This window comes from Spirosoma sp. KNUC1025, assembly GCF_045160025.1.
In the GTDB taxonomy this organism is placed as follows: Bacteria; Bacteroidota; Bacteroidia; order Cytophagales; family Spirosomataceae; genus Spirosoma.
Genome location: NZ_CP087139.1, coordinates 3,371,935 through 3,397,613, shown reverse-complemented (window position 1 = coordinate 3,397,613; position 25,679 = coordinate 3,371,935). Strand labels below are relative to the sequence as shown.

The window sequence follows — 25,679 nt, the reverse complement described above, 5'->3', positions numbered from 1 at the left end:
TCATGAACAAAGACACGAAAAATCTGTCCATTGATCGGATTGATGGACGACTGAAAGTGACCGGCGGGGCTAACTACTTCGCTGATTTCGACCTGCCTGGCATGGCCTATTGCGTCCTGGTTGGCAGCGAGATTGGCCGGGGCACCATCACTGGTATAGAGACCAAAAAAGCACAAGGCGCACCGGGCGTGCTGGGCGTGTTTACTCATCAGAATATGCCGCCAATTCCGGGTTGGGATGCGTCCGTAGGCGGTGAAGCCGACGGCCCGCCCCCACGGCCTAAAGAGGAGCAATATCGAATTCTGAGCAGCCCTAAAATCTTCTTCGACGGGCAGCCTATTGCCATTGTCGTAGCCGACACGTTTGAACGGGCCACCTACGCGGCTTCGCTGGTTAAAGCAACGTATAACAAACAGACTGCCCGGACCGATTTACAAAAACACGTAGCGGAGGGCATTGCACCGAAAGGTGAAGATGGCGGTAATTACCTACGGGGAAAAGCCGATGCCTATCAAACGGCACCCGTGACGCTGGAGGCTAATTACACCATACCGATTGAGGTGCATAACCCGATGGAACTCCACGGTATTCTGGCGCACTGGACCGGTGCCGATACCCTAATGATATACGCCAAAACGCAGGGGGTGAACGCCACCCAAAACGCAATGGCGGAAGCGTTTAAAATCGACCCCAGGAACGTCCATGTACATACCGAATTCATGGGGGGCGGTTTCGGCATGGGGCTTCGGACCTGGCCACAGGAAACGGCGGTCGTCGCCATTGCCAAAAAAATTGGTCGTCCGCTGAAACTGGTGGTAAACCGCAGTCAGATGTTTACGCTGGTGGGCCACCGGCCTTACACGGTACAGACCATCCAGATGGGTGCGGACAAAGACGGTAAACTGGTGGGTATTGCCCATGCAGCCACCGCAGAGACCGCCCGGTACGAAGACTTCACCGAAGCGACCGTCAACATGACCAAGTTCATGTATGCCTGTCCCAATGTAAGCACCCGCTACCGCCTGGTTCGGCTTGACCGGAGCGTCCCTATCTGGATGCGCGGGCCGGGTGAAGCGACGGGCGCTTTTGCGCTGGAATCCGCCATGGATGAGATGGCTCACAAGCTGAACCTGGACCCCATCGAGTTCCGCTTACGTAATTACACCGAAACCGACCCCGAACACAACCGCCCGTATTCGAGCAAACACCTGAAGGAGGCTTACCAACGCGGGGCCGAAGCCATTGGCTGGACCAACCGGAAGGCCCAGCCGGGCAGTCAGCGGGAAGGCGGCTGGCAAATCGGCTACGGCATGAGTACGGGTGTGTTTAGCGCCTTTCGGTGGGAAGCCAGCGCCCGCGCCCTGTTGAAGGCTGACGGCTCGTTGACCATTCAAAGTGCCGTAACCGACATCGGTCCAGGAACCGGAACGGCCCTAACGATGATTGCCCACAACGTACTGGGTGTACCCATTAACCGGATTAAGGTGGAATACGGTGATACGTCGCTACCCAAAGCGCCGACCCAGGGTGGCTCGGCCATTGTCTCGGCGGTGGGTTCGGCGGTGTTCGATGCCTGTACGGCCATCAAACAGGCGCTAGTCGAGCTGGCGAGCAGAGACGGAAGTCCTTTGGCAGGTCGTCAGGCCGATGAGCTGACGATGACGGATGGCGTCCTTTCGGTGGAGAAAGAACCGGCTAAAAAGGTAGCCGTGGGCGAGCTGATGCGGGCAAATAATTTGACGGTCATTGACAAAACAAAAGATTCGAAAGGCGGGCCGGAACAGGCGAAGTACTCGATGTACTCCTTTTCGGTGCATTTTGTGCAGGTGCGGGTCAACCCACTAACGGGCGTAGTACGAGTTGCCAAAGCAGTTAGCGTAGCTGATTCGGGCCGGATCGTGAGCCCCAAAACGGCGGCCAGTCAAATGATTGGTGGCGTGGCCGGTGGCATCGGTATGGCCCTGATGGAAGAAGCCGTCATCGATCACCGCTACGGGCGGTTTGTGAATAACAATCTGGCGGATTATCACGTAGCGGTTCATGCCGACGTACCAGCTATTGAGACCATCATGATTGATAAGCCCGATCCGATCATCAATCCAATGGGGGCCAAAGGCATGGGGGAGATTGCCCTGATCGGGTTTGCCGGGGCCGTTGCCAATGCGGTCTTCAATGCCACCGGTCAGCGCATACGAGACCTGCCCATCACCCCCGATAAAGTCATGCAGAAGCTAGTTTAGGACGTAGCAGCCATTAGCCCGGCGCTTTTGTCCAGTGGAACCAGCAGATGATTGGCCCAATCCTGGAGCGCTATAAAAAATCGGCTAATGTCATTGAGACATCAGACTTAGCGTATACGATCCTTTGACCGACCTGGTATACGGATACTGATGAGATTGATGATAGCCTAACCCAAAAAGGTGAACCGATCACCCGAACAGAAATATTCAGATATAGCGTTGCTGACCTGTTGGTAAAACTTATTGACATGCCATACTTGCACGTTGGCGAAATCCTTGGCTTGAAAAAGCCCGAAAAGGCGATAAGCCTGCTTTCAAAAACTGACTAAATACGAAAAGGATTTGTAGAAAAAATGAGTAAAATCAATGAGAAACAACTGCCAGCCAGCTCAGATCTGTTCGAGCGACTACGAGCAGGGGAACTCCTGCGAAAGGATGACCCAGAGTACGGTAAATTTGGTGAAGTTGTTTCCCGCACCATTCGGCTTTGCGTCCAGATGAATGCCAACGCCACCGACGTTGACCAGGTGAGAAACCAGTTGAGTGCCATCATTGGGGTCGAGATCGACGAGTCAACGACGATTTTTCCGCCGTTCTACACCAACTTCGGCCGGTTTCTCAAGCTGGGTAAAAACATCTTTATCAACCACGCCTGCTCCTTTCTGGATATTGGCGGCATCACTATTGAAGATGACGTCCAGATTGGCCCACGCGTCAATCTGACGTCGGAAAACCACCCGCTTGATCCTGGCGATCGCCAAACGCTGATTCCACGGTCCATTGTGGTGAAGCGCAACGCCTGGATTGGAGCGGGAGCTACGGTGCTGCCCGGGGTAACCATCGGAGAGAACGCCGTCGTAGCGGCCGGGGCAGTCGTCAGCCGCGATGTACCGGCGAATACGGTTGTGGCCGGGATTCCGGCAAAGGTTGTCAAACACCTGTAGCCAGCGAAACTACTTCCCAATCCGCAAATGGCTGTCCGATACGTGTTGGTCGTTACTCTGTGACAAACTGATACCAAGAGTTGGGTACCCTAATTTAGGTTTTTCGATCTGAAGGACGTTTGGTTGCAGGCTCGTTATTCATGGCTCCAAAGACCGGTTAGTGCCCTTCCAGCAAAGTGTGCTGCTGGCCGATAAAAATGGCAGACCACAGAAGTGCGGAATTCTGGAAACTAAAAACGTTCGATCTGATAGAACCCTTTCTCAAAAAGTACACCGTCAAACACTGACCCAGTTTCTATGTCAACGCTAACTAGTGGCCCAATCTGTCGCACACGGTCCGTCAATAAATGAGTTGAGGTAATTCTCTTGCCCTACGTAGTATCAAGCTTTTAACTGACAACTTTTCATACTACCAACCCATCTGTAGCCGACTAATCCATCAATCATTAATCGCCTGATAGACCAGGGGTTTAAACGCTTTATCGGTGTTCGTAACATACGGCCCCCACATTTGCCGGTAAATCAATACCAGCATATCCTCTTTAGGATCAACCCAATACGAGGTGGAAAATACACCACCCCAGGAATACGTACCGGCCTGACTGGGCGTGAACCGGCTTCCATTTTCAGATATTACCAAAAAGCCAAATCCAAACTTATTATCGCGGGCATGATCGCCGACATTGGGGCTCAGGTCGCCAATTTGATTCATGGTCATCAGGCGTACCGTATTTCGAGCTAACAGCCGCACACCGTTATACTCGCCCCCATTTAACAACATCTGCAGAAAAATAGCATAATCATAAATGGTGGTAGACAGACCGCCACCGCCCGAAAAATAATCGTGTTTCTTAAGCGGGTAGTTCATATCGAGAGCTCCGCCAAAAACTGCGCTCTGCTTCTGGATTCGTCCGGTCGAGTCACCAAGAAAAAAATTGACCAACCGACCCCCTTTTCCGGGTGGTACGTTAAAATAAGTGTCTTTCATCCCAAGGGGCTGACAGATCCGCTTCAGAAAAAAATCCTCGAGTGTCAAGCCCGACCACTTCTCGATCAGATACCCCAATACATCCATATTTAATCCATACTTCCAGTCTTCACCGGGTTGAAAAAAGAGCGGCAGGCTGCCCAGACGAGTCATGGCGTCAGCAAGTTTTTCCCCGTTTATACCAACTCCGCCCGTCATGCGGCTTTTTGCGTAGATGGCGCTTTCTGCCGGAGGCCCAATCGCCGGGTAGCCCAGGCCCGATGTATGCGTCAGCAAATCACGAATCGTGACGGATCGTTTTGCCGGAACAGTTGTGTAGGTTGTGTCTTTGGGGTTGAAACTAGCCAGCACCTTTTGATTGGCGAAGGTGGGAATGAACCTGGAAACCGGATCGTCCAGCGAAAATTTCCCTTCCTCCCATAGCATCATAATGGCCACCGTAGTAAGCGCTTTGGTTTGTGAAGCCACCCGAAAAATACCAGTTTTGTCAAGCGGTGCTTTTGTGGTCGGATCGTTGTAGCCGTGCGCTTTGTAAAACACAATTTTGCCATGGCGGGCGATCAGAACTACAGATCCATTCACCCATTTCTGGTTGACCCAGCTATGCATGCCTGAGTCCAGTCGGGCAAGGCGGGTAGCCGAAAAGCCGCCTGCCGCCGGAGCCGCTTCTGTCAGGATTTTGGCTTGTGCCTGAGCCGAGCGGGACGTAACGATAAACGCAAACAGAATAAGCAGGGCGATTCTATATCGATTCATGGTAGGTGGGGCTATCAGCATTAAACGGGTAAAAGAATTGTGGAAAGGGTTATAGAAAAAGATATACCGAAAATCTGGCATACGAGCTAAGTTGTCAACCTTAGATCGACCGTCAGTTTTCTGGCAGCCACCCAAAAGAGTGCGGTCGACCCAAAACTGATAACGATGATGATCGACATAGCCCATCGAAGAGCCTCAGCTCCCAGGGAAGGGGTCAGCCCATCGCTGATCATGCCGACCACCAATGGCCCGAAACCTAAGCCGATGAAGTTCAGGACAAAAAACAGAATGGCCGACGTAAGCGCACGCATCGACGCTGGAACAAGGCTATGAGACACCGCAATAGCCGGACCCAGATAGGTACTGTGAAGCGACGCGGTTAACCCTAAGCAAAGCACTGAATAAAACGTATTAGGCAGAAAGAGTGCCCCGGCTGCACACGGAATGGAAATCATAATGGCCAAAGCCGGAATTTTCAGGTACCATCGTTTATCTATTTTCCCAAAATAATCCGTCAGGTATCCACCGGCGAATGAACCTACGGCTCCGCCAATGCCGAAGATTGGACCAAGTAAAGCTCCTATTTCCGAATTCGTCATCTTATGAATCCTCGCCAGGAAAGAAGGCGCCCAGTTAAGCAGGCCATATATGCAAAAGACATGCAGACCAGTAGCCATCGCCAGATAAACGAAGGTTCGGGTTGCATACAACCGCGTTAACACCTCGCGCAGCGATGACGACTCCGCTACCGACGTTCCGTTCCCATCAGTCGCGCCACGTCGGGGCTCTTTCACCGACGCGTAAAACAGCACTGAAAACACAACCCCCGGTATACCCAGCGCAAAAAATGCCGTTCGCCAACCAAGATGCTGATTCAAATACCCTCCCATCAGGAAACCCGTCAATACGCCGAAATAAATGCCGGTTGAGTATATCGCAAGCGCCGTAGACCGTTTCTCGGGCGGGAAGTAATCGGATATCATGGCATGTGCCGGCGGGCTACCACCTGCTTCCCCTACCCCGACGCCAATACGGGCCAAAAGCAGTTGACCGAAATTACGCACCAGACCTGAACTGGCGGTCATCAGGCTCCAGATGCCTAGAGACGCGGCTACAATATTTCTCCGGTTTGTTTTGTCGGCGTACCGGGCAATGGGAATACCCAACGTAACATAAAACAGGGCAAACGTGAACCCGGAGAGCATGCCAAGCTGGGTATCCGACAGTTGTAACTCTTTTTTTATCGACTCCTGGAGGATGACAAGGAGTTGCCGGTCCACAAAGTTGAAGACGTAAACCAGCGTCAGCATCGCCAGGACATAATTCGGATACAGGCTACTTACTTCCTCATTAATTCTGGTTTCTCTGGTTTGCATGTAGGCAGTGAATGAAGGGTAGACTGTTGGTAAAAAAGAACCAAAGGCTAAAGAAATACTATGGTATTTTACCCTTTCACTTTCACTACCTGCTTGCTTAGATTAATTTCTGGTAAGCAGCTTTAATTTAACTGGCTACCAAGGTCCTGTATCCATTGGTTGCCTGTGCTAGTTCGATCTTTTAGTTTGCCCTACTTAAACACTGAACGTACCAGTTTTTCACTTATCGCTTTACCTATTGACCATTTTCGATAGTGCATCTACGCTTATACTATAAACCAGACAGCCGGAATGGTGTATTTATTATTCTGATAGCCTATTTTCTACTCAGGCTAATTTCCACTTTGGATATCATCATTACGAATACCCCGTTTGTTCTTTTTAATCGATTCCCTGAGCTTTCCGAATTTATAGTTCAGGCTAACAGTGAATGACCGAAAGTAATCCCAACGAAAATTAGTCTGCTGGAAATCAGGACCGAACGTACTGGTAAGATTTTCTCTATATGTCCGGAACGGGTTGTTGATCGACCCCGCGATTGATAATTTATCCTTAACCAGGTCTTTATTTACACTGAACGAAGAGCTTACCAGGCCATTGGTCTTCCCCTGTAAGTTAACCCCCCGACCATTCAACTGCAGGTTGGCCGTCAGTCGCCAGTCTTTGGGCAGTCTGTAATTGGTTGATACAGCGACATTGTACATTAATCCTTCATTCTTAATCAACACGCCATTCACTAAACCCTGCACCATTCCATAGGCGGCCCGGCTGTTTACGCTCACGTTCCACTGTTTGGAAATTGGATAAGTGAGGTTCACAAACACATTTGGAAGCTTCGCCGTACCGGTGTTTCCATAGGATGTGCGCGTTACGTTGGTCGTTGAATCATACACTGAAACAGGAAAAACCAGGTCTCGGAAAAATGTGAATCCCAGGCCCACATTCAGTTGAGTTTTTCCTGCTCCGCTGAACGTTACCTGGATGTCATTGACAAGAGCAGGTCGAAGATCGGGATTGCCGGTTCGCTCAAAATTCGGATTGGAACGATCCACGAAGGGATTTAACTGATAAATTCCCGGCCGTTGAATGCGTTGCGTATAGCCCAGGGTAAGGCCACTTGTAGTCTTGAATTTCCGATTTACAGAGACAGAAGGTATCAGATTAACGTACGTCCTTTTTACTCGGGAATCGACCGACATAAAATCGGCATCGATAACGGTTTTCTCTATACGTAGTCCTGCTTTTAAGCCCCAGCCTTTCAATGCAAACTGATAGGTTGTGTATCCACCAAAGACATTCTGCGTATTTCTAAATCGGTTACTGCTCGTCGGTTGAATCACGTACTGTTGTGTTGCAGAGTCTGCTACAGCATATTGAAAATCGCTTTGGTTATCCCGTAAAATGCCTTTTACACCCGCTTCGATTTGATGTTTCTTAATCGGATAAACATAGTCTATCTGAAAGGTTTGTTCGGCAAAATGCTGGTCATTAACCTGCCGATAGTCAGGCATGGTGTAATTCACCTGGTTAGTGATGCTCAAATTATTACGCTGTTGGTTCCCATACGATAAATACCGATACGATAAAGTCAGCAAACGGTTTTTATCTGCCCGAAAACTGTGTTGATAATTCAAGGATGCATCGACACCCGTTCCGTTTTCAGTATGATTGTTTTCCAGGTCATACCCTTGCAAACGAACATCCGAACTCATCAGGGCGCTGGTTTGTATCGAGTTGCCCACTAACTTGTTGCCATTCAGGTTAAATTGAGTAGAGATCAGGTTTAGCGTATCGATTTCATAACTCAGTTCATAGCCCAGGTACGCCGTTCGACTCTCCGATCCGATAGTACCTTCCTGCAAAAGAGTAGTTGGTGTCCCTCCTGTCGTCATTCGCTGAACACCAGCCCGAACGGGAAGATTATTTTTCAGATTGGCTCCGCCGAAGGCTGATATACCAAATTTACCCAGCTTGGCCGACATCGATCCACCCAGACCGGGCCCGCCAGCCGGAAAGCGTTCGCTGAGATTGGCGGAGCCGTTGTAGCCATTATCCAGCTTTTTCGTCGTGATAATGTTAATGATTCCCGCCAATCCTTCGGCGTCATATTTGGCCGGGGGCGACGTAATGACTTCAATGCGCTCGATACTGGAAGCGGGCATAGTCCGAAGAATATCCTTGTAGTTGCGCTCCATCATACTCGACGGTTTCCCATTGATGAGGATCTTAACATCACTGTTTCCTTTCATCAGTATAGTATTATCGGCGTCCAGTGACAGCAGCGGCACCTTTCGCATCATCTCCAGTACGTTAACTACTTTACTTTCCGGGTCTGCCTGAAGGTCGTAGGTAATCCGGTCTATCTCCTGCTTGACAACCTGTTTCGTTGCTGTTACAACCACTTCTTTCAGACCCACGATGTCTGGGCTAAGGAATATGTTGCCTAAGTCCCTTGTTTTTTGAAGGGAATCCGTTAGCTCTACCGAAATCAGTTTGTTCCTGTAGCTCACCCCTACCACAGCCAGCACGTACCTTCCCGTATCCAGCCCCGCAAACGAAAAGGAGCCATCCGCTTTGGAATAATCTACTTTTAGAACGGTATTTGGTCCCTTCATCAGATTAACCGTCATGAATGTCAATGCGTTATTGCTTGCCGAATCAGCAATGATTCCGCGAATGGAGTAGCTTGCTGATTGATTTTGGGCAACACTCAGGTGAACCCCCAATAGGAGCATCCCTAGTAAAAGTATAGTTATGATTTTCATAGATTTAATGGCTAATCGATCGAAAAAGACAAGGCGATCCCAATAAGAGATTTAAGCTCTTTTAAGGACGAAATCACAGAAACAGTACGGTCGTCGGTATTACCCGGTAAGAAGCAGGAAAGAATTTGCTGGCTTTATCAGTCGCTCAAAATCAGGAGAAGGTCTTACACCGCATCACTTTTTCTTAGCCAATCGCTGCTCAATAACGAAGTTGAGGATTAAGCTAAGCCCCCCGAATAAAAATACCATGGACAGGAAAGTAGTACTTTTACTGAGTCCATAATAGTCGTGCAGCACATCTCCAACGATCATTCCGATGGCAATCCCAACGAATAGCATCCCGAATTTCAAGGTTGGCGAAATAGAGTTGTAATCCGAAAATATGGACGCGTCGACTCCCCGTTCGATCATGGCCATCCGTTCCCGGGAACGTGTCATCAGGAATACATACACGATACCGAAAACACCGGCAAATGCGCCCAAGGATATCAGTATGTGTTTTAAGTCATCACCGCTCATCCAGCTATTCGTTTATTAGTTTTATTAACCCATTTTCGCTCCATATGACAGGCGAAATAAAAATCGGGTTACAGATTTGGGCAAAAATTTAGGCATAAAAATAAAATGGGGCTAAGCTGTAACCTCCTTTTGAAAACGAAGGTCTAATCGGGCAGGGCCCGCGAACGGATTTTCAACCTAACCAGCAAGCTCGTGAAGCAACCGGAAGATCAGGTCTATATCGATAAAGTCAAACATGGCGACTCGGCTTCCTACGCATTTCTTGTTGATCGGTATAAGCACATGGCCTATACAATTGCACTACGTATTCTGCGAAATGCTGAAGATGCTGAAGACGCTGCGCAGGAAGGGTTTGTAAAAGCGTATCAGCAAATTCACCGGTTTGAGGGGAAATCGAAGTTTTCTACCTGGCTCTACACGATTGTTTATCGGGTAGCCATCACTAAATTAGAGCAACAACGAGTGGCAACGGTTCCCATCCATGAAGAAGACGCCAAGACTTATCTGCGTCATTACCAGACTCCTCAGCTGGAGCATCTACAGGAATCAGAGCAACGGACCTATATCAAAGAGGCTATTGAACGACTACCGGCAACAGAAGGACTATTGATTACGTTGTATTACCTTGACGAAAAAACAATCCGGGAAATTGAAGAAATAACCGGCTTATCGGAATCCAACATCAAGGTAAAATTATTCCGGGCCAGAAAAGTACTGGAAGAGCAGTTGCGTTTTTTATTGTAAATGAACAGGTTGTCGTTTTGAACGGGCCGTAAATTTATGAAGGACGAAAAAGAAGATCGTTTCAGAAGGCTGATCCAGAAAGTCGGACCCGACAAACCGGGTGCTGACTTTACTGATGCCATCATGAAACGAGTACAGGCGGAATCGGAAATGGACTTGGCAAGAGAAGCAACCCTGATCCAGCTATTCCAATCGCATCCCCTTGTCGAGAAACCGTCGGCTGCTTTCAGTCGCCGGGTAATGAATCAGATCGTGGTTTCGCAGCCCAAACCGTTTGAGCCAATCATTCGACCTGGCGTATGGTATATGGTAGCAGCATCGCTGTTAATTATCATTCTTTCTTGTGTGTTTCTATTTCCTTCCGGTGCAGTTCATCATGCGCCATCCGGACTAGACCGTTTTCTTTTCAGCATAGAGAGAACCCTCGACGCCCTTCCGCTTAGTTACCCATTGACCCTATTCGCAGTAAGTGGCCTGATGGCACTAGATTACTTCCTAAGGCGGAATTTAAAGGTTAATTACTAATTCTGATTGCTATGCGTTTAACTGTCATTCTATCTGCTATAATTCTATTTCTTATAGCCAGCATTTCGTAAACTAGTCTAAACAGCGCCACTACGTTCTGTCATCTCCCCTATTTGACTGCTTCCCGAACAAAATACGGATCACCTAGCCGAGTAGTGATCAGCAGGAATTGTTAGCAAATGTATCTGCTTCAAGCGGGCTTAATTGAACGACCGCCTGAAGGCCAAAGGGGACAGGTTCGTTTTCGATTTAAATAATTTACTGAACGATTGCGAGTGCTCAAATCCTAATTCATAGGCGATTTCGCTAACCGACAGTTCGGTAGTTGACAGTTTTTCTTTCGCTTTGTCAATCAATTTTTCGTGAATAAACTGTTGGGTAGTTTGGCCGGTAAGCTGCTTCAATAAACTGCTTAAATATTTGGTGGACATATTGAGCGTATCGGCAATGTATTGAACCGTGGGCAGTCTTTTTGAAAGCAGCTCTTCATTATTAAAATAACTTGTCAGTACGTCCTCTAACCGGCTCAGTATTTTACTATTGGTGATTTTTCGGGTAATGAACTGGCGTTCGTAAAACCGCTGCGCATACGTAAACAGCACCTCAAGCTGAGCAATAATTACGTCCTGACTAAATTTATCGATGTTAGCATGATACTCCTGCCGGATATTATCAACAATGCCGTTGATGATCGTTTCTTCTTTATCGGAAAGAAACAAGGCTTCGTTTGTTGAATAACCAAAGTATTCGTATTGCTTAATTTTTTTGGCAAGTGACGTATTCCATAAAAAATCGGGATGAATGAACAGCATCCAGCCGGCCAGGTTATGTGGTATACCGTTTTCTTCACCCCGCAAAATTTGTCCGGGTGCGATAAAAGCCATTAAGCCTTCGTCAAAATCGTACTTCTGCTGGCCGTAAAACAATTTGTCGCAGCCCCTTTTTAGCGACACAACATAAAAGTCGGATAAAACCGAATTAATAGCTGGGTCGTATTTAAGCATTTTCAGATCGATCATACCAATAAGCGGGTGTTGTGGTTTTGGAAGGTTCATCAACCGGTGTATTTCCGCTATTGATTTAATTCTGAAAGGTTTTTTGGTCTCCATGAGTTTATTGCGCAAACGGGTGTTTTAGCCAAATCAAGAGTAACGGCAAAGCAAGAAAGGGTATTTCCAGTAAGGCCATACTGATAATGCCTGCCCGCAACGAGAACGCCATGATCAATAAAATAGTCATGGCATTTAGTACGTTGCCGATAAAGAATGTTTGCGGGAACAAGATCAGCAATCCGATGATGATGGAAAACACCCCAAAGTAAGGCATTATGGTTTCCGCGATGCCCAAGTCAGCCATCATTTTTGACTGCTGGGCATTGGCTGGCTGGAAAGTATCCCAGCCATGCTTGAGGCTAAGGAACGATGAAATTAAAATGAGCAGGATGCTAATGATTTTCATTTTTTCAGACTAGTTAGTTTGTTACTTACCGTACATATATGACGCTCCCATTTTACCTGATTGCGAAATGACAAAGTTGGGAGCCAATCGACTCAGAATCTGCATTAATTTGGCAAGACCTGGGAAAATCTCAGCTTGATCATTTTGCATTCCTTTGATGGCAGCATCGACAATCTTTTCAGGCGCCATTAATGCACTCGTACTAAAACCGTCTTCCTCTTTGAATTTATCGTTCAGGGGGGTGGTAGAACCTGGCGCAATCAACTCAAATACGTTAATGTTGGTGTTTTTTAACTGTACTCGTAATGCCTGTGTATAAGCACGAAGCCCCGCCTTACTTGCACTATAAATCGGCGAGATTGGGAATGCCATAAGCGCAATACCCGAGCTAACATTAAGAATGGCCGCATTGGTTTTAGTTTTAAGATGTGGCAAAAACTGCTGCACCATGCGGATGGGTCCCATCAGGTTAATCTCAATTTCCCGGGTAATATCGGCCAGGTCATGCTGATGGTGCAGGCTGATTTTTCGCATTTCACCGGCATTGTTTAGGATGATGTTTAAGTCCGGGAATTCCCTGATAACTTTTTCGTGCAACGTAATCATGTCTTCGATCTTGCTCACATCACTTTGCAGGGTATGTACCGCCGGCAGTTTTTGTTTTACGTCCTGAAGTTTCTGAGCGTTTCGCCCGGTGATAATGACAGTGTTGCCCAGCGCAATTAATTTAGACGCAAATTCAAAGCCAAAACCGCCCGTTCCGCCTGTAACTAAAATTGTGTTATTGGTCAAATTCATGATTTCCGTTTTTTGTTGATGCAAAGTTCTGCTGTACGACAAAAACGGATGTAGCCAAAAGTCGTTATGTTGTAGTTAAAAGGGAATAGGACGTATTAGTCAGCCATTGATCGTACCCCGGTAAGCTCATAACAGGAGCTTACCGGGGTACGATCAATTTTCAAGCTAGGGTATCTATTTCTAAGTTGAATAGACAATCTAATCCCTTACGTCCACAATCCTGAAGTCGAGGATGTGAGGCTGGTGACGAATACCGCTTCCAAAACCAGTATTTGTCACGGGAGTGGAGCGGGCTCTACGGTAACTTTATGTATTGTGTGGCCGGGCTTTGCCGACTCTGAGCGACCCTTTATAAGAAGCCAGCCCAGACCCAGCAACGCATACCCACTGAGAATAACCGCTGGCACGATGCCTGTATCCTGGCCGCCCGGCCCGCTTTGGCCCAGGAAGAGCGATACAATCGATAAACCCAACCCTCCACCAATGAAGTAGGCTGTAGCGTTGACCCCTGAAATCAACCCGTGCTGTGCTTGGGGAACGGGCTGTAGGGAGAGCACCGTCAGGGCCGAAAAACTCAGAGCAATTCCTACGCTATTGACCCCCAGCAAGGACATTAGCAAACCAAACAGCGGATGGTCGGTCGATTGGCTATAATACACTAACAGCAGGGTACCTGCCACCAGCGAAGCCATTCCGAAAATCGCCGTCTGACGTACCGAGTATCGTTTCAGCACCATTGGCAGGAGATACTTCCCCGTTACTGCCGACAGGAGGCTGAAAGGGAACAGCAGCAAGCCAGCCTGAGCTGCACTTAACTGTCGGCCTTGCTGCAAAATCAGGGAGATCACAAACAGGTAGCCCGTGAAGGTAGCCCCAAGCAACCCCATAACTGCGATGGGCGTCAGGGAAGATTTGAGAACAGAAAACGAAAGTAGGGGGTAATCCTGAGCGCGATTTCGCCGGATAAACAGCGCCGTCCCCCCCACTACCAGTAACGTTAACAAGAGCAACACGTTACTCTGCCTGGCCCAGTCACCCAGTTCATGAACCCCATAAGACAAGGCCGTAATGACCAGCGTCAGCAGCAAGCCCGATGGGATATCAGGCAGGGGTTCGGTGCGGGCAGTGTCTTTGGGGAGGTAGCGGTAGGCCAGCACTACCGTGAGCAAAATGACAGGAACATTTATAAAAAATACCCACTGCCAGCCCAGCCAGGACGCTAGTAAGCCACCTGCCGATAAACCACTACCCGACCCCAGGGCCGCAAACGAACTGAAAATCCCAATGGCTTTACTGCGTGCCTGGGGTTCCGTAAAGGCGTGCGTAACAATTGAAAGGGCGGAGGGCATCAACAGCGCAGCAGCAACACCCTGGATAGCCCTGAAACCAAGCAACCAGCCAAACGTTCCGGCCAGGCCGGCGCCCAGTGAGGTGAGCAGAAACAAGCTGGAAGCTATCAGGAAGATTCGTCGCCGACCAATCGTATCCGTTAGCCTGCCCCCAGAATGAGCAGCCCACCATACAGCAATACGTAGAGTGTCTGTAGCCATTGAACCTGAGCAAACGACAGGTTAAACCAGCTCTGAATCAGGGGCATCGTTAAGTTGATGATGGCGATATCCAGAGCTTCAAAAAAGACGCTGATCGAGGCAATAAGTAAGGCTAAACGGGAGCAGGAGAGAGAAAACATATTCATCAGTTGTTTTCACAAAGGAATTAATATCAGTACGTTAATAAAATAATTATAGTATTTTTAGGACAAGCACTAAGTTTGAATCTGTTTTATAGAACAAATCACTTATTCTTTATTTTACTAATGAGCTTAACAGAACAGACAGGTCGGGTAGCCCTTGAGTTGGATGAGAAGGATTTCGCGATTCTGCGACTTGTTCAGGAAAATGCCAGGCTTACGGTACGGGAAATCGCTTCACGCATTCACCTGAGTCCTACCCCCACTCACGAACGTATCAAACGGCTCGAAGCCCATCAGGTCATACGACAGTACGTCGCCCTGCTAGACAATCGGAAAGTGAATCGCAAAGTGATGGTGATCTGTCAGGTAGCCCTGAAAGAACATGACAAGCAAACCGCCCAGGCATTTGTGGAGGGTGTGATTGGGTTTAAAGAAGTGGTGGAATGCTACAACGTTTCGGGCGACTATGATTTTATGCTCAAGATACTGGCCGAGAGCATCGACAGTTACCATGACTTTTTTATCAATTATCTGGGAGAGGTCAAAGGCATTCAGAAGGCCAAAAGCGTTTTCGTCATGGATATAATAAAAGATTCACACGAGGTGCTGTAACTGTCCTTACGCTTACCGACCCTGCCGAACACGCCTTTGCGAGTAGGCAACAAGTTTAGACACAGTCAGATCATCTCTCCAGATACAACCGTACTAAGTCAACTTGTGCAGAAAAGCCCGGCAGGGATTTAGCCCAACTCTTTAGTTTACAACCAACGATTGTTTATGGGTCAGTGGCATGTCCACTCAAAAGCGATTAACTATTATTTTGGCAATCACTACACCCAGCCGAATCGCTCCATCAGCCTATCTTTTTGTTGACGGGCAACCGGAATACTCGCGCCATTAGTCAACAACAGATACGTTCCTTCGCCTTTGACCAGCTTCTGAATATGCTCCAGATTGACCATGTACTGCCGATGAACCCGCACAAAACCGCGGGTTTCCAGTACGTCCTGCACGTCGCCGAGTGTTTTTGAGATCATGTATTGCTCGCCGTTTTCAAGATGGAAGCGAGTATAGTTACTATCGGCTTCACAGTAGATGATTTGCTTCGTACCTACAAATACCATGCCGCTGGCATGCGGTAGCGCAATCCGCCCCGGACTGGATGGGCCGTAATTTACTTGTCCCGTTGAACTGCCAGGGTAATATTGGCGCATAATCTCCAACTGTTGCGGGTTAATACGAGCGGTGTTTTCGGCGCGCCGAACCGTAGTGATTAAATCAACTGTGTCGATGGGTTTTAGCAGATAATCCAGCGCACTAAACCGAAACGCGCGCACAGCATACTGGTCATAAGCGGTTACAAACACAATATGAAACGTAATGTCGCCCACTTTTTCCAGCAGCTGAAATCCATTCATCAATGGCATCTCAATATCGAGAAACACCAGTCCAGGCCGTAGAGTTTGAATAGCCCGCAGCCCATCGGTACTATCGGTTAACTGACCTACTACCTCGACCTGAGGGCAGTGCTTTGCCAGTTGCAACGCCAGCAGCCGGACGTTGTCGGGTTCGTCGTCGATGATGAGTGCTTTCATATCGGTATCTGCAAAATAATTTCCGTTCCGGCGGGTTGTCCGTCGGCGTCAACGAGGTCTTCAATGGCTACCTGCGTACGGGTCTGATACAACTGGTTGACTAAAGCGATACGTTCGGAGGTCATCTTCAAGCCGAACGACTTGCGGTGGCTGGCTGATTTACTTCGCAGCTCGGCGGCCCTGGCCCGGCCGACGCCGTCGTCCTTTATGGTCAGTTGAAGCAGGTTTTCCTGAGGCTGGCTTGCCTGGATGCGAACAGAACCGCCTTCGGGTTTGTGCATCAGCCCGTGCCAGATGGCGTTTTCCACGTAAGGTTGAATCAGCAAGGGGGGTATCTCAACAAAATTTGCATCAATACCCGGTTCAACTTCCACGAAAAAGGACAGTTTCTGCTTAAACCGCATAATTTCCATTTCGGCATAAAGCTGAAGCATCGTTAACTCGTTTTGCAGCGTTACGCGTTCAGACCGGGAGTTTTCCAGTACCATACGGATGAGCCGGGAAAACTTGGTGAGGTAGTCCGATGCTTTTTCGGAGTCATTTTCAGTAGCATACAGTTTGATGGAATTAAGGCAGTTAAAGATGAAGTGAGGGTTCATCTGCGAGCGCAGGCCGGCCATTTCGGCTTCGGCAGTCCGGCGCTCAAAATCCAGAGCGGAGCTGGCTTATACGCTGTTCTTCAAGCTCATGGGCTTTGGTCAGTACGTCGGTCTCCCGCTGGGCCAACTGCTGCTTCAACTCAAGAGTATGGCTTTTTTGCAGACGCCCGTTTTCTTCCAGCTGCTGAATCAACTGCTGCTGCGCCTGTATCTTTTCTTCTTTATTTAGCTGAAAACGCCGACCCAGGGCCAGCGAGAAACACAGTATTTCAAGTAGTGCCGTCACAGCTATGTAAAACATCGGCATTCGGACCAACTGGTCTGTGGTTGGGAGGCTGGTATATTTCAGGAAAGTCGCGATCATCGCTCCGCTTACTATCAAACCAAAACCCATCAGCACGTATCGCTTAAGTGGGTGTCGATTACGGAGCATACGGGTTATAAGAAACAGAAGACCTGTGTAGGTTAGGACGTCAATTCCGATAGAGACGTAAGTAGAATGCCAGACGAATAACTCGGTCAGTATGAACGGCACGGATAAGGTAGAGAACCAAACAAAGTAATGCGTCCAGCGGGCTAAACGGGGTTGTTGCTGGGGCACTTCGAGAAGATGGCCTATAAAACGGATGTACGACACAATCATGCCATACTTCAGTAACAGCATATAGGCAGAGAAAACCGTCAGATCGGGTGGCTGTGGAGGGCCATTCAACCATACACGGGTTGACTGCCACAGCCAGGCTGCCGTTGTCAATAAATAAAGTGCGTACCACCCATACGGTGCGTCGCGATTAAGCAGGTACTGCGCGAACGTAAACAAACTCATAAAAAGAAAAGCCCCCAAAGCCGTACTAAAAAAAATCAATACGGGCATGGTAGCTTGGCGGCTTTCAGGCATCTGTATCAGATGACCTGGCTGATACGTACTGAGACGGCGTGGTAGCGTTTCCTGTTGAACCGGGCTCTGTGGCCGGTACGTTCCTGAAGGTTTTACCGCCCTTTGTCCGTCGTATTGCCGGGCTACTGGTTTAGCCGTTTTATCAGGCGACATGGGCTGCTTCTGCTGCGCAAAAGCAACCACCTCACTCAGTAGTATTCCCAAAAATAGATACCAGCGCATAGGTTCAGTATTTCTATAAATATACTGACTATGAGCGAGTTTACGCACATCAATACCGGTGAACATCCCTTCCTTTTGAGTGAGTGGTCGTTTTTTTGAGTGAGCCAATTTGTTAACCGTTCACAAGCTTCACGCAGAATTTCGACGGCTTACGCGAAATTTCATACCGCTTATTCTATCCAGCTTACAGCCATTTCGTCGGAGCGCTACGTTTGGCTTACTCAAGTAGCAGCTACCGAAACCGTTGCCGCCTGATTGGCATGCCGGGTTACCTTTATTAGCAGAAGGCCGACCCGCACCGACGAATGAACGTAGTGTTAGTAAATCTATTAACCAATTGCGATCAAACTCATAATCCCATGAAAACCCCGTTTTTGACTCTCATCCTCTCGGCTACCGCGCTCATGGCTGCTCTTCAACTTAGTGTCGCTCAACAAAAGGCGACTATTCCCCAGATCAAAGCCGTCGCCTGGGGCTCCAACCGATTGGATATTTTTGTGGTGGGCACCAACCGGCAGCTTTATCACAAAGCCTGGGATGGGAGCGCCTGGCAACCGTCGCTGACAGGCTACGAAGCGCAAGGAGGCAGCTTTCTGGGCTCACCTGAAGTCGTCGCCTGGGGCGCCAACCGACTGGATATTTTTGTGGTGGGCACCGACCGGCAGCTTTATCACAAAGCCTGGGATGGGAATACCTGGCGACCATCACTGACGGACTATGAAGCTCAGGGTGGGGACTTTCTGGGTCAACCCAGGGCCGTCGCCTGGGGTCCCAATCGGCTGGATATCTTTGTGGTAGGCACGGATAAACAACTCTATCACAAAGCCTGGGACGGGAGTACCTGGCATCCGTCGCTGACAGGCTACGAAGATCAGGGGGGAGCCATTCTGGGCTCCCCCAAGGTCGTAACTTGGGGCCCCAAAAGGCTGGACATCTTTGTGGTGGGCACCGACCGGCAACTTTATCATAAAGCCTGGGATGGGAATACCTGGCGACCATCACTGACGGGCTATGAGGCTCAGGGGGGAACCATTCTGGGCCAACCCAGGGCAGTCGCCTGGGGCGCCAACCGGCTGGATGTCTTTGTGGTAGGCACGGATAAACAACTCTATCACAAAGCCTGGGACGGGAGTACCTGGCGGCCGTCGCTGACAGACTATGAAGTCTTAGGTGGAGACTTTCCGGGCTTCTAGCACCAATTTTCAGACTCGGACTGGCATTTGGCACCTTCGGTTACCCCAACGATGTGCGCCAAATGCGGTTCGGGCTGGAGGAAGTTTCTGCTCCATCGCCCGTTTACTCTCTGGCAGATACTAAAAGCGCTTCGGCCATCAGCCAACCAACTGGGCATTTGGAGTAACGTAACTCGCCGTTATATAGAGTAAGTATGCTACGAAATGAGAGATGGCTAATAACAAAAACTAATTTATAAAAACCGTTGAGAGCGCTGATTAAAGCAGTTGATAATCAGAGAGAAAGGTTTGAAACGACAGGACAGATTTGTCTCAAAATAGTAGTAAAATACGTCAGCCCAAAGAATAAAATTTATCTCCTCTTAAACCCATTACCAGCCAACCAATACCCCGTTAGCAACTATTTTTCTGCCTACATTCAATAAGAAAATTCGAAAGGCTTATACAGGTATTTCCAGAATGACCCGCGTTCCACACGGCTCACCGAAACTATCCATCATATCCACAATCTGGGTCTGAGTCTGGATATTGTAAAGCTGATTGATCATCCGGATCCGGTCGGCCGTCACCTGCATACCAAACGATTTGTGCTTGCCTGCCGACTTACTTTTCAGCTCGGCGGCCCGCTCCCGCCCTACCCCATCGTCGGTGATTTCGATGTGCAGCAGGCTGTCTTCCGGTTGGCTCACCTCCACACTCACTGTGCCGCCCTCAGACTTGTGCATCAGCCCATGCCAGATGGCATTTTCCACGTAGGGCTGCAACAACAGGGGCGGAATGCACAAAAATCGCTGGTCGATTCGGGGGGCTACGTGGATACTGAATTGGACTTTCTGTTTGAAGCGCATGGCTTCCAGTTCGATATAAAGCTGGAGGGCTTCCAACTCGCTTTGAAGTGGTACCAGTTCAGAGCGGGAGTTTTCCAGCACCAGCCGGATAAGTCGGGAGAACTTGGTGAGGTAGTCGGAAGCTTTGTCGGCGTCGTTCTGGAGGGTGTAAAGTTTGATGGAGTTGAGGCAGTTGAAGATGAAGTGAGGGTTCATCTGGGCACGTAGCGCTGTCATTTCGGTATCGGCCAGTTTCTGTTCAAACTCGGTTTCGAGCTGACGGATGTGCTGGGCTTCGAGTAGGCGGCTCTGCTCCTGAATTTCCTGAGAGCGCTGAACCAGTTGAATTTCAAGATCACGAGCATGGCGGGTCTGCATCTGATTCCGTTCCACTTCAACTAGCCGGCTTCGATAGGCCAGCGCGAGAGCAAAGCAAAACAGGTCAATCACCATACCAACTGACATAAAGAAAGGTGGGTAATAAATAAATGTTTCTTCGACCGGAGTTAAGCCATAGAACCGAAAAAAACCGTGGAGCGGAAAAAACGTGATGAGGTACAGGGCCAGGCCTCCCGTCAGCAAGTATGGCTTCAGGGGTGAGCGACTACGCGCCGTCGCAACGATGAGCAACGCACCAGTTAAAATGTTTGGCACGTCCTGAAACAGATAATAGAAATTGCTGGCAAACAGCCACCCGCCAAACGCTTGCACGAATGACAGCGCCTGCTGACCGACCAAAACCCAGACTAGCCCGCGAATCAAACGAGTGAACTTAGGCTGCCGAGCGGGTAAGTCCAGAATTTTAAGCAAAAACAGGGCGTAGAAAATGCCGATACTAAACGACAGTGAGGGCAGGTTGGGGTGATTCAACAGCGAGTACGGAGCCGAGATTAGGCCCAATCCAAACCGGCTGTTCATCATTTTAACCACCCAGACGAATGCCGTGCTGGCATAGAGTGCATAATACAGGAAAGCCCGGTCCTGATTCAGGAAGTACTGGTAGAAGGTATAAGTACCCATCAGCAGGAAGCATCCTAGCATCATAGCCATCGCTCCAAACAAATAGACGGCAATTTGAACCCAACTAGCATTCCACAACTTGAAATCTTGGCGGGTGAAAAGCGAAATTTTAAATTCATCAAACGTTCGTACGAAGTTAACCACTCGAATGTAGTAGTGATGAGTCGTTCGGGGCGGAACAATGACCGGCAGCGCTAATGGTCCTAGCGGGTGGCTATTCCATCGCCATAGAAAGCCAGCTCGACTGATGTTGGCAGGAACCGTACGGCTTAGTTCGTAAAGCGTAATGTCTGCATGAACTCCAGCGTGCGCATACAGGCGCACACTATCCGTTGGATGCGTATTTGTTATCGAAAAACGTAACCAAACCTGCTGTCGCGACCAGTCCGTGCTTACATCCCATCGATACCGTAGGCCGGGTTTAAACCGATAAAAATGTTGTTTCCGTACCCAGGCCAGCGACCGGTCTGGATTAGAAGAGGAGTCGGGGAAGAACTGACTATAGGGCCGAATGTCAAGCCCTTGTTCCGTAACAGGCTGCCCATTGAAAACCACAGGCGGCAGACCCGCCTGTGCCAATGCGGTCAGCCCCATCAGCCACAGCCCAAAAATCATATACCGACCCATTGCGTCAACTTTTCTTAAATATACTGACAATGAGCGCGTTCATGCATGTCCATCAACGGTGAGTGGACGGTCTTTTGAGTGAGTGGTCGTTTTTTTGAGTGGGCTATTCCGTTGACCGTTCACAGGCTCTGCTCAGAATTCCGACAGTTCACGCGAAATTCCATACCACTCACCCTGGCCTTTTTTCGGACCTCTCGTTAGCAGACTACGTTTGGCCAATCAAACGAAAACGATACGGCGGCCCAGGCTCATACCTGGTTTCGACCAGAATTCTGCTTAGCGTCCCAATACGTTTCGTTCACCCTTTTTACCTCGAATCGATGTCCACTAACTCGCTCCTGAAAAGTCTACTGGTTAGCCCTTTGCTCTTGACTGTGAGTTTAGTCGTAGCCCAGCCTAACCCGTTTTATCAGCCTCCTCGCTCAGATTCAACCCGAGGGTACTGGAAACTATATACCGATTACAGCACCCGGATGACCCGCGTTAGCTTTTATTCCAGTCAGGATGAATTGCTGTATCAGGAAAAGATCAAAGACCGCTATATCAACTTGACGAAACGGACCATTCGCCAGTTTGATAACCTGTTGAACCGGTTAGTCGCTCATAACTTGATTGCTGGCCAGGTGAAATCGTATGACTTATTGGCTAGTAACCAGTGGACTGCGGTTCCGAAGCGAGTTGAGTCGCGTTTGAACGGAGAAGTCATCACGTCAGCGAGTTCAAACGTACCCACCGTGAACCTGGAAGTTGTCAGCAGTAGCCAGGTAAAACTCTCTTACTTAAACCCAGCTAATGAAAAACTGCTGATAACCCTGGCCAACGAGTCCTACCAGTTTTTTTACAAAAAACACACTACTGCGAATGAATACGCTGGACTGTTAAATGTAAGCCATCTCCCTACCGGAACGTATCGCCTTGAAGTTGACGGCGTGAAGAAGACTGTACAATACCAGTTGATCATTGACCAGGATAACCACAGCATTAAGCTGAATACCCTCCTGAATCAATTTAACCCATAAGCCTAAAACCAGCCGGTTAGACGGGATCAAAGCAAAAACTATGTGAAAGCGAATCCAACTCCTATTACTCCGGTTTACGCGTGTTTTTTGATTGACTTGCCCATTACGTCGCTCTGCTGTTACCCGATGCAATGGCTACTTCGACTCATCCATTGATACTCTATACAGTTGTTGCCCACTTCGGTGCCATCATCAGTACGGTTCCTAATACAAATCCTGAAAACAATTCCGCTTCTATTCACTATCACGCATTTCCGATTTACCGTTTCATTACGTCGGTAGGCATACTTTTCTCAATAATGACTACTTAAAAATCCGCATCATACCATGAAAAATTCTGTACATCCTGTTATCAAAAAAGTAAACCTATGGCCTTTGATCGGCGCAGGATTGCTGACCGCCATCGTATCCAGACAGACGTTTGGCCAGACGACACTTAACGGAGCAATCCGTGATGGCACCGGCAAGCCAGTACCTTTTGCCAGTGTGGCTTTGCTTAACGCTCGCGATTCAACCGACACGTCGGCCCGGCTTGCCAAAGGCACCGCCAGTGATCAGCAGGGATTTTATGTTTTCGAGAACGTCCAACCCGGACGCTACGTAGTGAGGGTCAGTGCAGTTGGCTATCAGAAAGTACATTCGACGGTATTGGACGTAACGAACAGTCCGATTGACGTACCTACGTTAGCGTTAGCGGAAGTTACCGGCAAACTGAACGAAGTGCAGGTGACAGCGAAAAAGCCCTTCGTTGAGCAACAACTCGACCGCATGGTTGTCAACGTAGCGAACAGCATTGTGGGCAGCGGCAGCACCGCGCTGGAAGTGCTGGAAAAATCGCCGGGCGTAACGGTCGATTACCAGAACGAGCGGGTCCAGCTACGGGGTAAAGAGGGCGTTATTGTCCAGATTGATGGTAAACAAACCTACCTCTCGGCGCAGGATGTGATTGCGTTGCTACGTAGCATGTCGAGCGATAACATCGAAACGATCGAGCTGATTACGAATCCTTCGGCCAAGTACGACGCGGCTGGTAATTCGGGTATCATTAATATCCGGCTCAAGAAAAACAGTAATATAGGCACGAATGGTACGGCATCCATTGCGGGTGGTTCCGGTCGATTTGATCGGGAACGGGGAAGCCTGCAACTGAATCACCGAGCGAAAGAACTGAACCTGTTCGGCAATTATAGCTTGAACCGGGGTGGCAATTACTGGAATTTTCAACTTTACCGTAACCAGCCCGATCCAAGCTCAACCGACGCTTTACAACGTAACGTTGTCAGCCAATTCACGTACCTGAAGTTTCGCGATCTGGGCCAGAATGCCAAAGCTGGACTGGATTTTTCACCAACCAAAAATACAACGATCGGTGTCGTCTGGACGGGTTTCTGGAGTGATCATAGCGAAGATGGACCGGCCGGGGCCAATTTCAGACGTACCGAGAATGGACCGATTTACCTGCAAACCCAGACGCATAAAACGTACAGTATAGTCAGTCAGAATCAGATTGGCAATTTGAATATACAGCATTCATTCGGGTCAACGGGTGGTCAGTTGAGTGCTGACATTGATGTAGGCCATTTCAGCCGCCAGTTTTCCAATACCCTGCTTACCCAAACGCTCATTGCCATCGGCGATGTTAGTCCTCCGGTAGCCGGGTTGTTGATTACTCAGCCTGCTACAGTAGACATCCGTACGCTGAAAGTTGACTATAATCGCTCATTATCAAAAGGCTGGAAGTTGGAAACGGGCCTGAAAAGTGCGTCAGTAAAAACGGACAATAATCTTAATCTGAGCAGCGGATCAGATGGTGCCTTAGTGCCAGACCCTACGTTGTCAAATCATTTTCAGTATACGGAGCGAGTAAATGCGGCCTACGTCAGCGTGTCGGGTAACTGGAAAAAAGCCAGTGTACAGGCGGGTTTACGGGCCGAACATACGCATTCGGAAGGCAACTCGTTAACATTGAATCAGGTGGTTACGCGCGATTACCTGAAGTGGTTCCCGAGTCTGTTTGTATCGGGGCCTTTGTCGTCGAACCAGACGCTGACGTTCGCCTATAGCTACCGAATCGACCGGCCGAACTACCAGAACCTGAACCCGGCGCGGGGCTACGTTGACCCCTATGCCTACAGCCAGGGAAATGCGTACCTGAAACCCCAGTTTACCCACGCGCTGGAAGGTAAACTAAGCCTCAAAAACGGCGTGTTTGTTTCGTTAGGCGCCAATTACACGTCGGATCTGATGTTTTTTACGATCCATGCCCTGGAGGGCAACAAGACGTACGTCACTACAGAAAACCTCGGCCATTCGCAGGGCTATACATGGACCCTAAGCTGGCCAGTAACGGTAGTCAAAGGATGGCAATTGCAGACCAATGTGCTGGGCTACTACAATCGTTTTCAGTACGATTATGAAGGAACAGTTTTGCAAATTCAGAACGTAGCGGGGCGGCTCAACGGCAATAATGCCTTTACACTTGGTCATGGCTGGACCGCCGAACTCAATGGCTGGGTCAGCACTCCATCGGTAACGGGTATCTGGTCATCGCCCTGGCTGGGTGCGCTGGACACGGGTGTACAAAAGGTGGTCTCGTCGGCGCTGAAGGTAAAACTCAGTTTGCAGGACGTGTTTCATACGAATCGTTTCCGCCCTAGTGTAAACACGCCGACGGGCAGTCAGCGAGGGGTTATGTCCTTCGACACGCGCGTAGCCTTGCTGAACCTGACGTATACCTTTGGCAATCAGAAGCTGAAAGGCGAACGGCAACGACGTACCGGCTCCGACGACGAAACCCGACGGGCCAATTAACGCAACAACCTGATAACGGCTCACACGCTCCACTCAGCCTTTCGGAAACTCACTCGAAGTTT

Annotated in this window: 21 protein-coding genes; 8 read left to right on the top strand and 13 right to left on the bottom strand. The window is 49.1% G+C overall.

Features of this window, described 5'->3' with window-relative positions; genetic code table 11:
* The first annotated feature begins 2 nt into the window (after positions 1 to 2).
* Both LN737_RS14720 and LN737_RS14715 read left to right on the top strand, forming a co-directional pair.
* A complete protein-coding gene (locus LN737_RS14720) occupies positions 3 to 2,240 on the top strand; it encodes a xanthine dehydrogenase family protein molybdopterin-binding subunit (protein ID WP_405520037.1) in 2,238 nt (745 codons plus the stop codon).
* 353 nt (positions 2,241 to 2,593) lie between these two features.
* Positions 2,594 to 3,184, top strand: a complete 591-nt coding sequence (locus LN737_RS14715) for a DapH/DapD/GlmU-related protein (protein ID WP_405520036.1) — start codon at positions 2,594 to 2,596, stop codon at positions 3,182 to 3,184.
* Between the two features lie 439 nt (positions 3,185 to 3,623).
* Here LN737_RS14715 and LN737_RS14710 read toward each other — a convergent pair whose 3' ends face one another.
* From LN737_RS14710 to LN737_RS14695, 4 genes are all read right to left on the bottom strand, one after another.
* Positions 3,624 to 4,928, bottom strand: a complete 1,305-nt coding sequence (locus tag LN737_RS14710; RefSeq protein ID WP_405520034.1) for a serine hydrolase — start codon at positions 4,926 to 4,928, stop codon at positions 3,624 to 3,626.
* Positions 4,929 to 5,014: 86 nt separating this feature from the next.
* The gene (locus tag LN737_RS14705; protein ID WP_405520032.1) at positions 5,015 to 6,304 is read right to left on the bottom strand and encodes an MFS transporter; all 1,290 of its coding nucleotides are present in this window, start codon (positions 6,302 to 6,304) and stop codon (positions 5,015 to 5,017) included.
* A gap of 332 nt (positions 6,305 to 6,636) precedes the next feature.
* Positions 6,637 to 9,069 carry an outer membrane beta-barrel protein gene (locus tag LN737_RS14700; protein ID WP_405520030.1) on the bottom strand — a complete coding sequence of 811 codons (2,433 nt, stop codon included), beginning with the start codon at positions 9,067 to 9,069 and terminating at the stop codon, positions 6,637 to 6,639.
* 174 nt (positions 9,070 to 9,243) lie between these two features.
* Positions 9,244 to 9,588: a DUF6249 domain-containing protein gene (locus tag LN737_RS14695; protein ID WP_405520028.1), complete on the bottom strand. Its 345-nt coding sequence runs from the start codon at positions 9,586 to 9,588 to the stop codon at positions 9,244 to 9,246.
* Between the two features lie 192 nt (positions 9,589 to 9,780).
* On the opposite strand from LN737_RS14695, the gene LN737_RS14690 reads away from it, so the two are divergent.
* Positions 9,781 to 10,332, top strand: coding sequence for an RNA polymerase sigma factor (locus LN737_RS14690; protein WP_405520026.1), 552 nt, complete (start codon positions 9,781 to 9,783; stop codon positions 10,330 to 10,332).
* 36 nt (positions 10,333 to 10,368) lie between these two features.
* Entirely contained in the window at positions 10,369 to 10,857 is a 489-nt protein-coding gene (locus LN737_RS14685) for a hypothetical protein (protein ID WP_405520024.1), read from the top strand.
* A gap of 200 nt (positions 10,858 to 11,057) precedes the next feature.
* Here LN737_RS14685 and LN737_RS14680 read toward each other — a convergent pair whose 3' ends face one another.
* The 5 genes from LN737_RS14680 to LN737_RS14660 all read right to left on the bottom strand — a co-directional run bounded on the left by LN737_RS14680 (position 11,058) and on the right by LN737_RS14660 (position 14,809).
* On the bottom strand, positions 11,058 to 11,966 hold the full coding sequence (locus LN737_RS14680) for an AraC family transcriptional regulator (protein ID WP_405520022.1): 909 nt from the start codon (positions 11,964 to 11,966) through the stop codon (positions 11,058 to 11,060).
* A 4-nt stretch (positions 11,967 to 11,970) separates the two neighbouring features.
* A complete protein-coding gene (locus tag LN737_RS14675) occupies positions 11,971 to 12,315 on the bottom strand; it encodes a hypothetical protein (protein ID WP_405520021.1) in 345 nt (114 codons plus the stop codon).
* Between the two features lie 21 nt (positions 12,316 to 12,336).
* Positions 12,337 to 13,113 (bottom strand): SDR family oxidoreductase, encoded by a 777-nt coding sequence (locus LN737_RS14670; RefSeq protein ID WP_405520020.1) that lies wholly within the window; start codon positions 13,111 to 13,113, stop codon positions 12,337 to 12,339.
* 275 nt (positions 13,114 to 13,388) lie between these two features.
* The gene (locus LN737_RS14665) at positions 13,389 to 14,663 is read right to left on the bottom strand and encodes an MFS transporter (RefSeq protein ID WP_405520019.1); all 1,275 of its coding nucleotides are present in this window, start codon (positions 14,661 to 14,663) and stop codon (positions 13,389 to 13,391) included.
* Positions 14,603 to 14,809 (bottom strand): hypothetical protein, encoded by a 207-nt coding sequence (locus LN737_RS14660; RefSeq protein ID WP_405520016.1) that lies wholly within the window; start codon positions 14,807 to 14,809, stop codon positions 14,603 to 14,605. Before LN737_RS14660 ends, LN737_RS14665 begins: the two co-directional genes overlap by 61 nt.
* Before the next feature lie 120 nt (positions 14,810 to 14,929).
* On the opposite strand from LN737_RS14660, the gene LN737_RS14655 reads away from it, so the two are divergent.
* Positions 14,930 to 15,418, top strand: a complete 489-nt coding sequence (locus tag LN737_RS14655; protein WP_405520014.1) for an Lrp/AsnC family transcriptional regulator — start codon at positions 14,930 to 14,932, stop codon at positions 15,416 to 15,418.
* 218 nt (positions 15,419 to 15,636) lie between these two features.
* Here the strand turns inward: LN737_RS14655 and LN737_RS14650 are convergent, their stop codons facing one another.
* From LN737_RS14650 to LN737_RS14640, 3 genes are read right to left on the bottom strand one after another with little or no spacing between them, the layout of a single operon-like run.
* Entirely contained in the window at positions 15,637 to 16,401 is a 765-nt protein-coding gene (locus tag LN737_RS14650; RefSeq protein WP_405520012.1) for a LytTR family DNA-binding domain-containing protein, read from the bottom strand.
* Entirely contained in the window at positions 16,398 to 17,021 is a 624-nt protein-coding gene (locus LN737_RS14645) for a sensor histidine kinase (RefSeq protein ID WP_405520010.1), read from the bottom strand. The genes LN737_RS14650 and LN737_RS14645 overlap by 4 nt, the downstream gene beginning before the upstream one ends.
* 22 nt (positions 17,022 to 17,043) lie before the next feature.
* The gene (locus tag LN737_RS14640) at positions 17,044 to 18,120 is read right to left on the bottom strand and encodes a 7TM-DISM domain-containing protein (RefSeq protein WP_405520008.1); all 1,077 of its coding nucleotides are present in this window, start codon (positions 18,118 to 18,120) and stop codon (positions 17,044 to 17,046) included.
* Positions 18,121 to 18,479: 359 nt separating this feature from the next.
* Between LN737_RS14640 and LN737_RS14635 the strand changes: the two genes are divergently transcribed.
* On the top strand, positions 18,480 to 19,313 hold the full coding sequence (locus tag LN737_RS14635; RefSeq protein ID WP_405520006.1) for a hypothetical protein: 834 nt from the start codon (positions 18,480 to 18,482) through the stop codon (positions 19,311 to 19,313).
* 440 nt (positions 19,314 to 19,753) lie between these two features.
* Here the strand turns inward: LN737_RS14635 and LN737_RS14630 are convergent, their stop codons facing one another.
* Positions 19,754 to 21,775 (bottom strand): histidine kinase, encoded by a 2,022-nt coding sequence (locus tag LN737_RS14630; RefSeq protein ID WP_405520004.1) that lies wholly within the window; start codon positions 21,773 to 21,775, stop codon positions 19,754 to 19,756.
* 332 nt (positions 21,776 to 22,107) lie between these two features.
* On the opposite strand from LN737_RS14630, the gene LN737_RS14625 reads away from it, so the two are divergent.
* Both LN737_RS14625 and LN737_RS14620 read left to right on the top strand, forming a co-directional pair.
* Entirely contained in the window at positions 22,108 to 22,806 is a 699-nt protein-coding gene (locus LN737_RS14625; protein WP_405520003.1) for a hypothetical protein, read from the top strand.
* Positions 22,807 to 23,133: 327 nt separating this feature from the next.
* Positions 23,134 to 25,617 (top strand): outer membrane beta-barrel protein, encoded by a 2,484-nt coding sequence (locus LN737_RS14620; RefSeq protein ID WP_405520001.1) that lies wholly within the window; start codon positions 23,134 to 23,136, stop codon positions 25,615 to 25,617.
* The last annotated feature ends 62 nt before the right edge of the window (positions 25,618 to 25,679 follow it).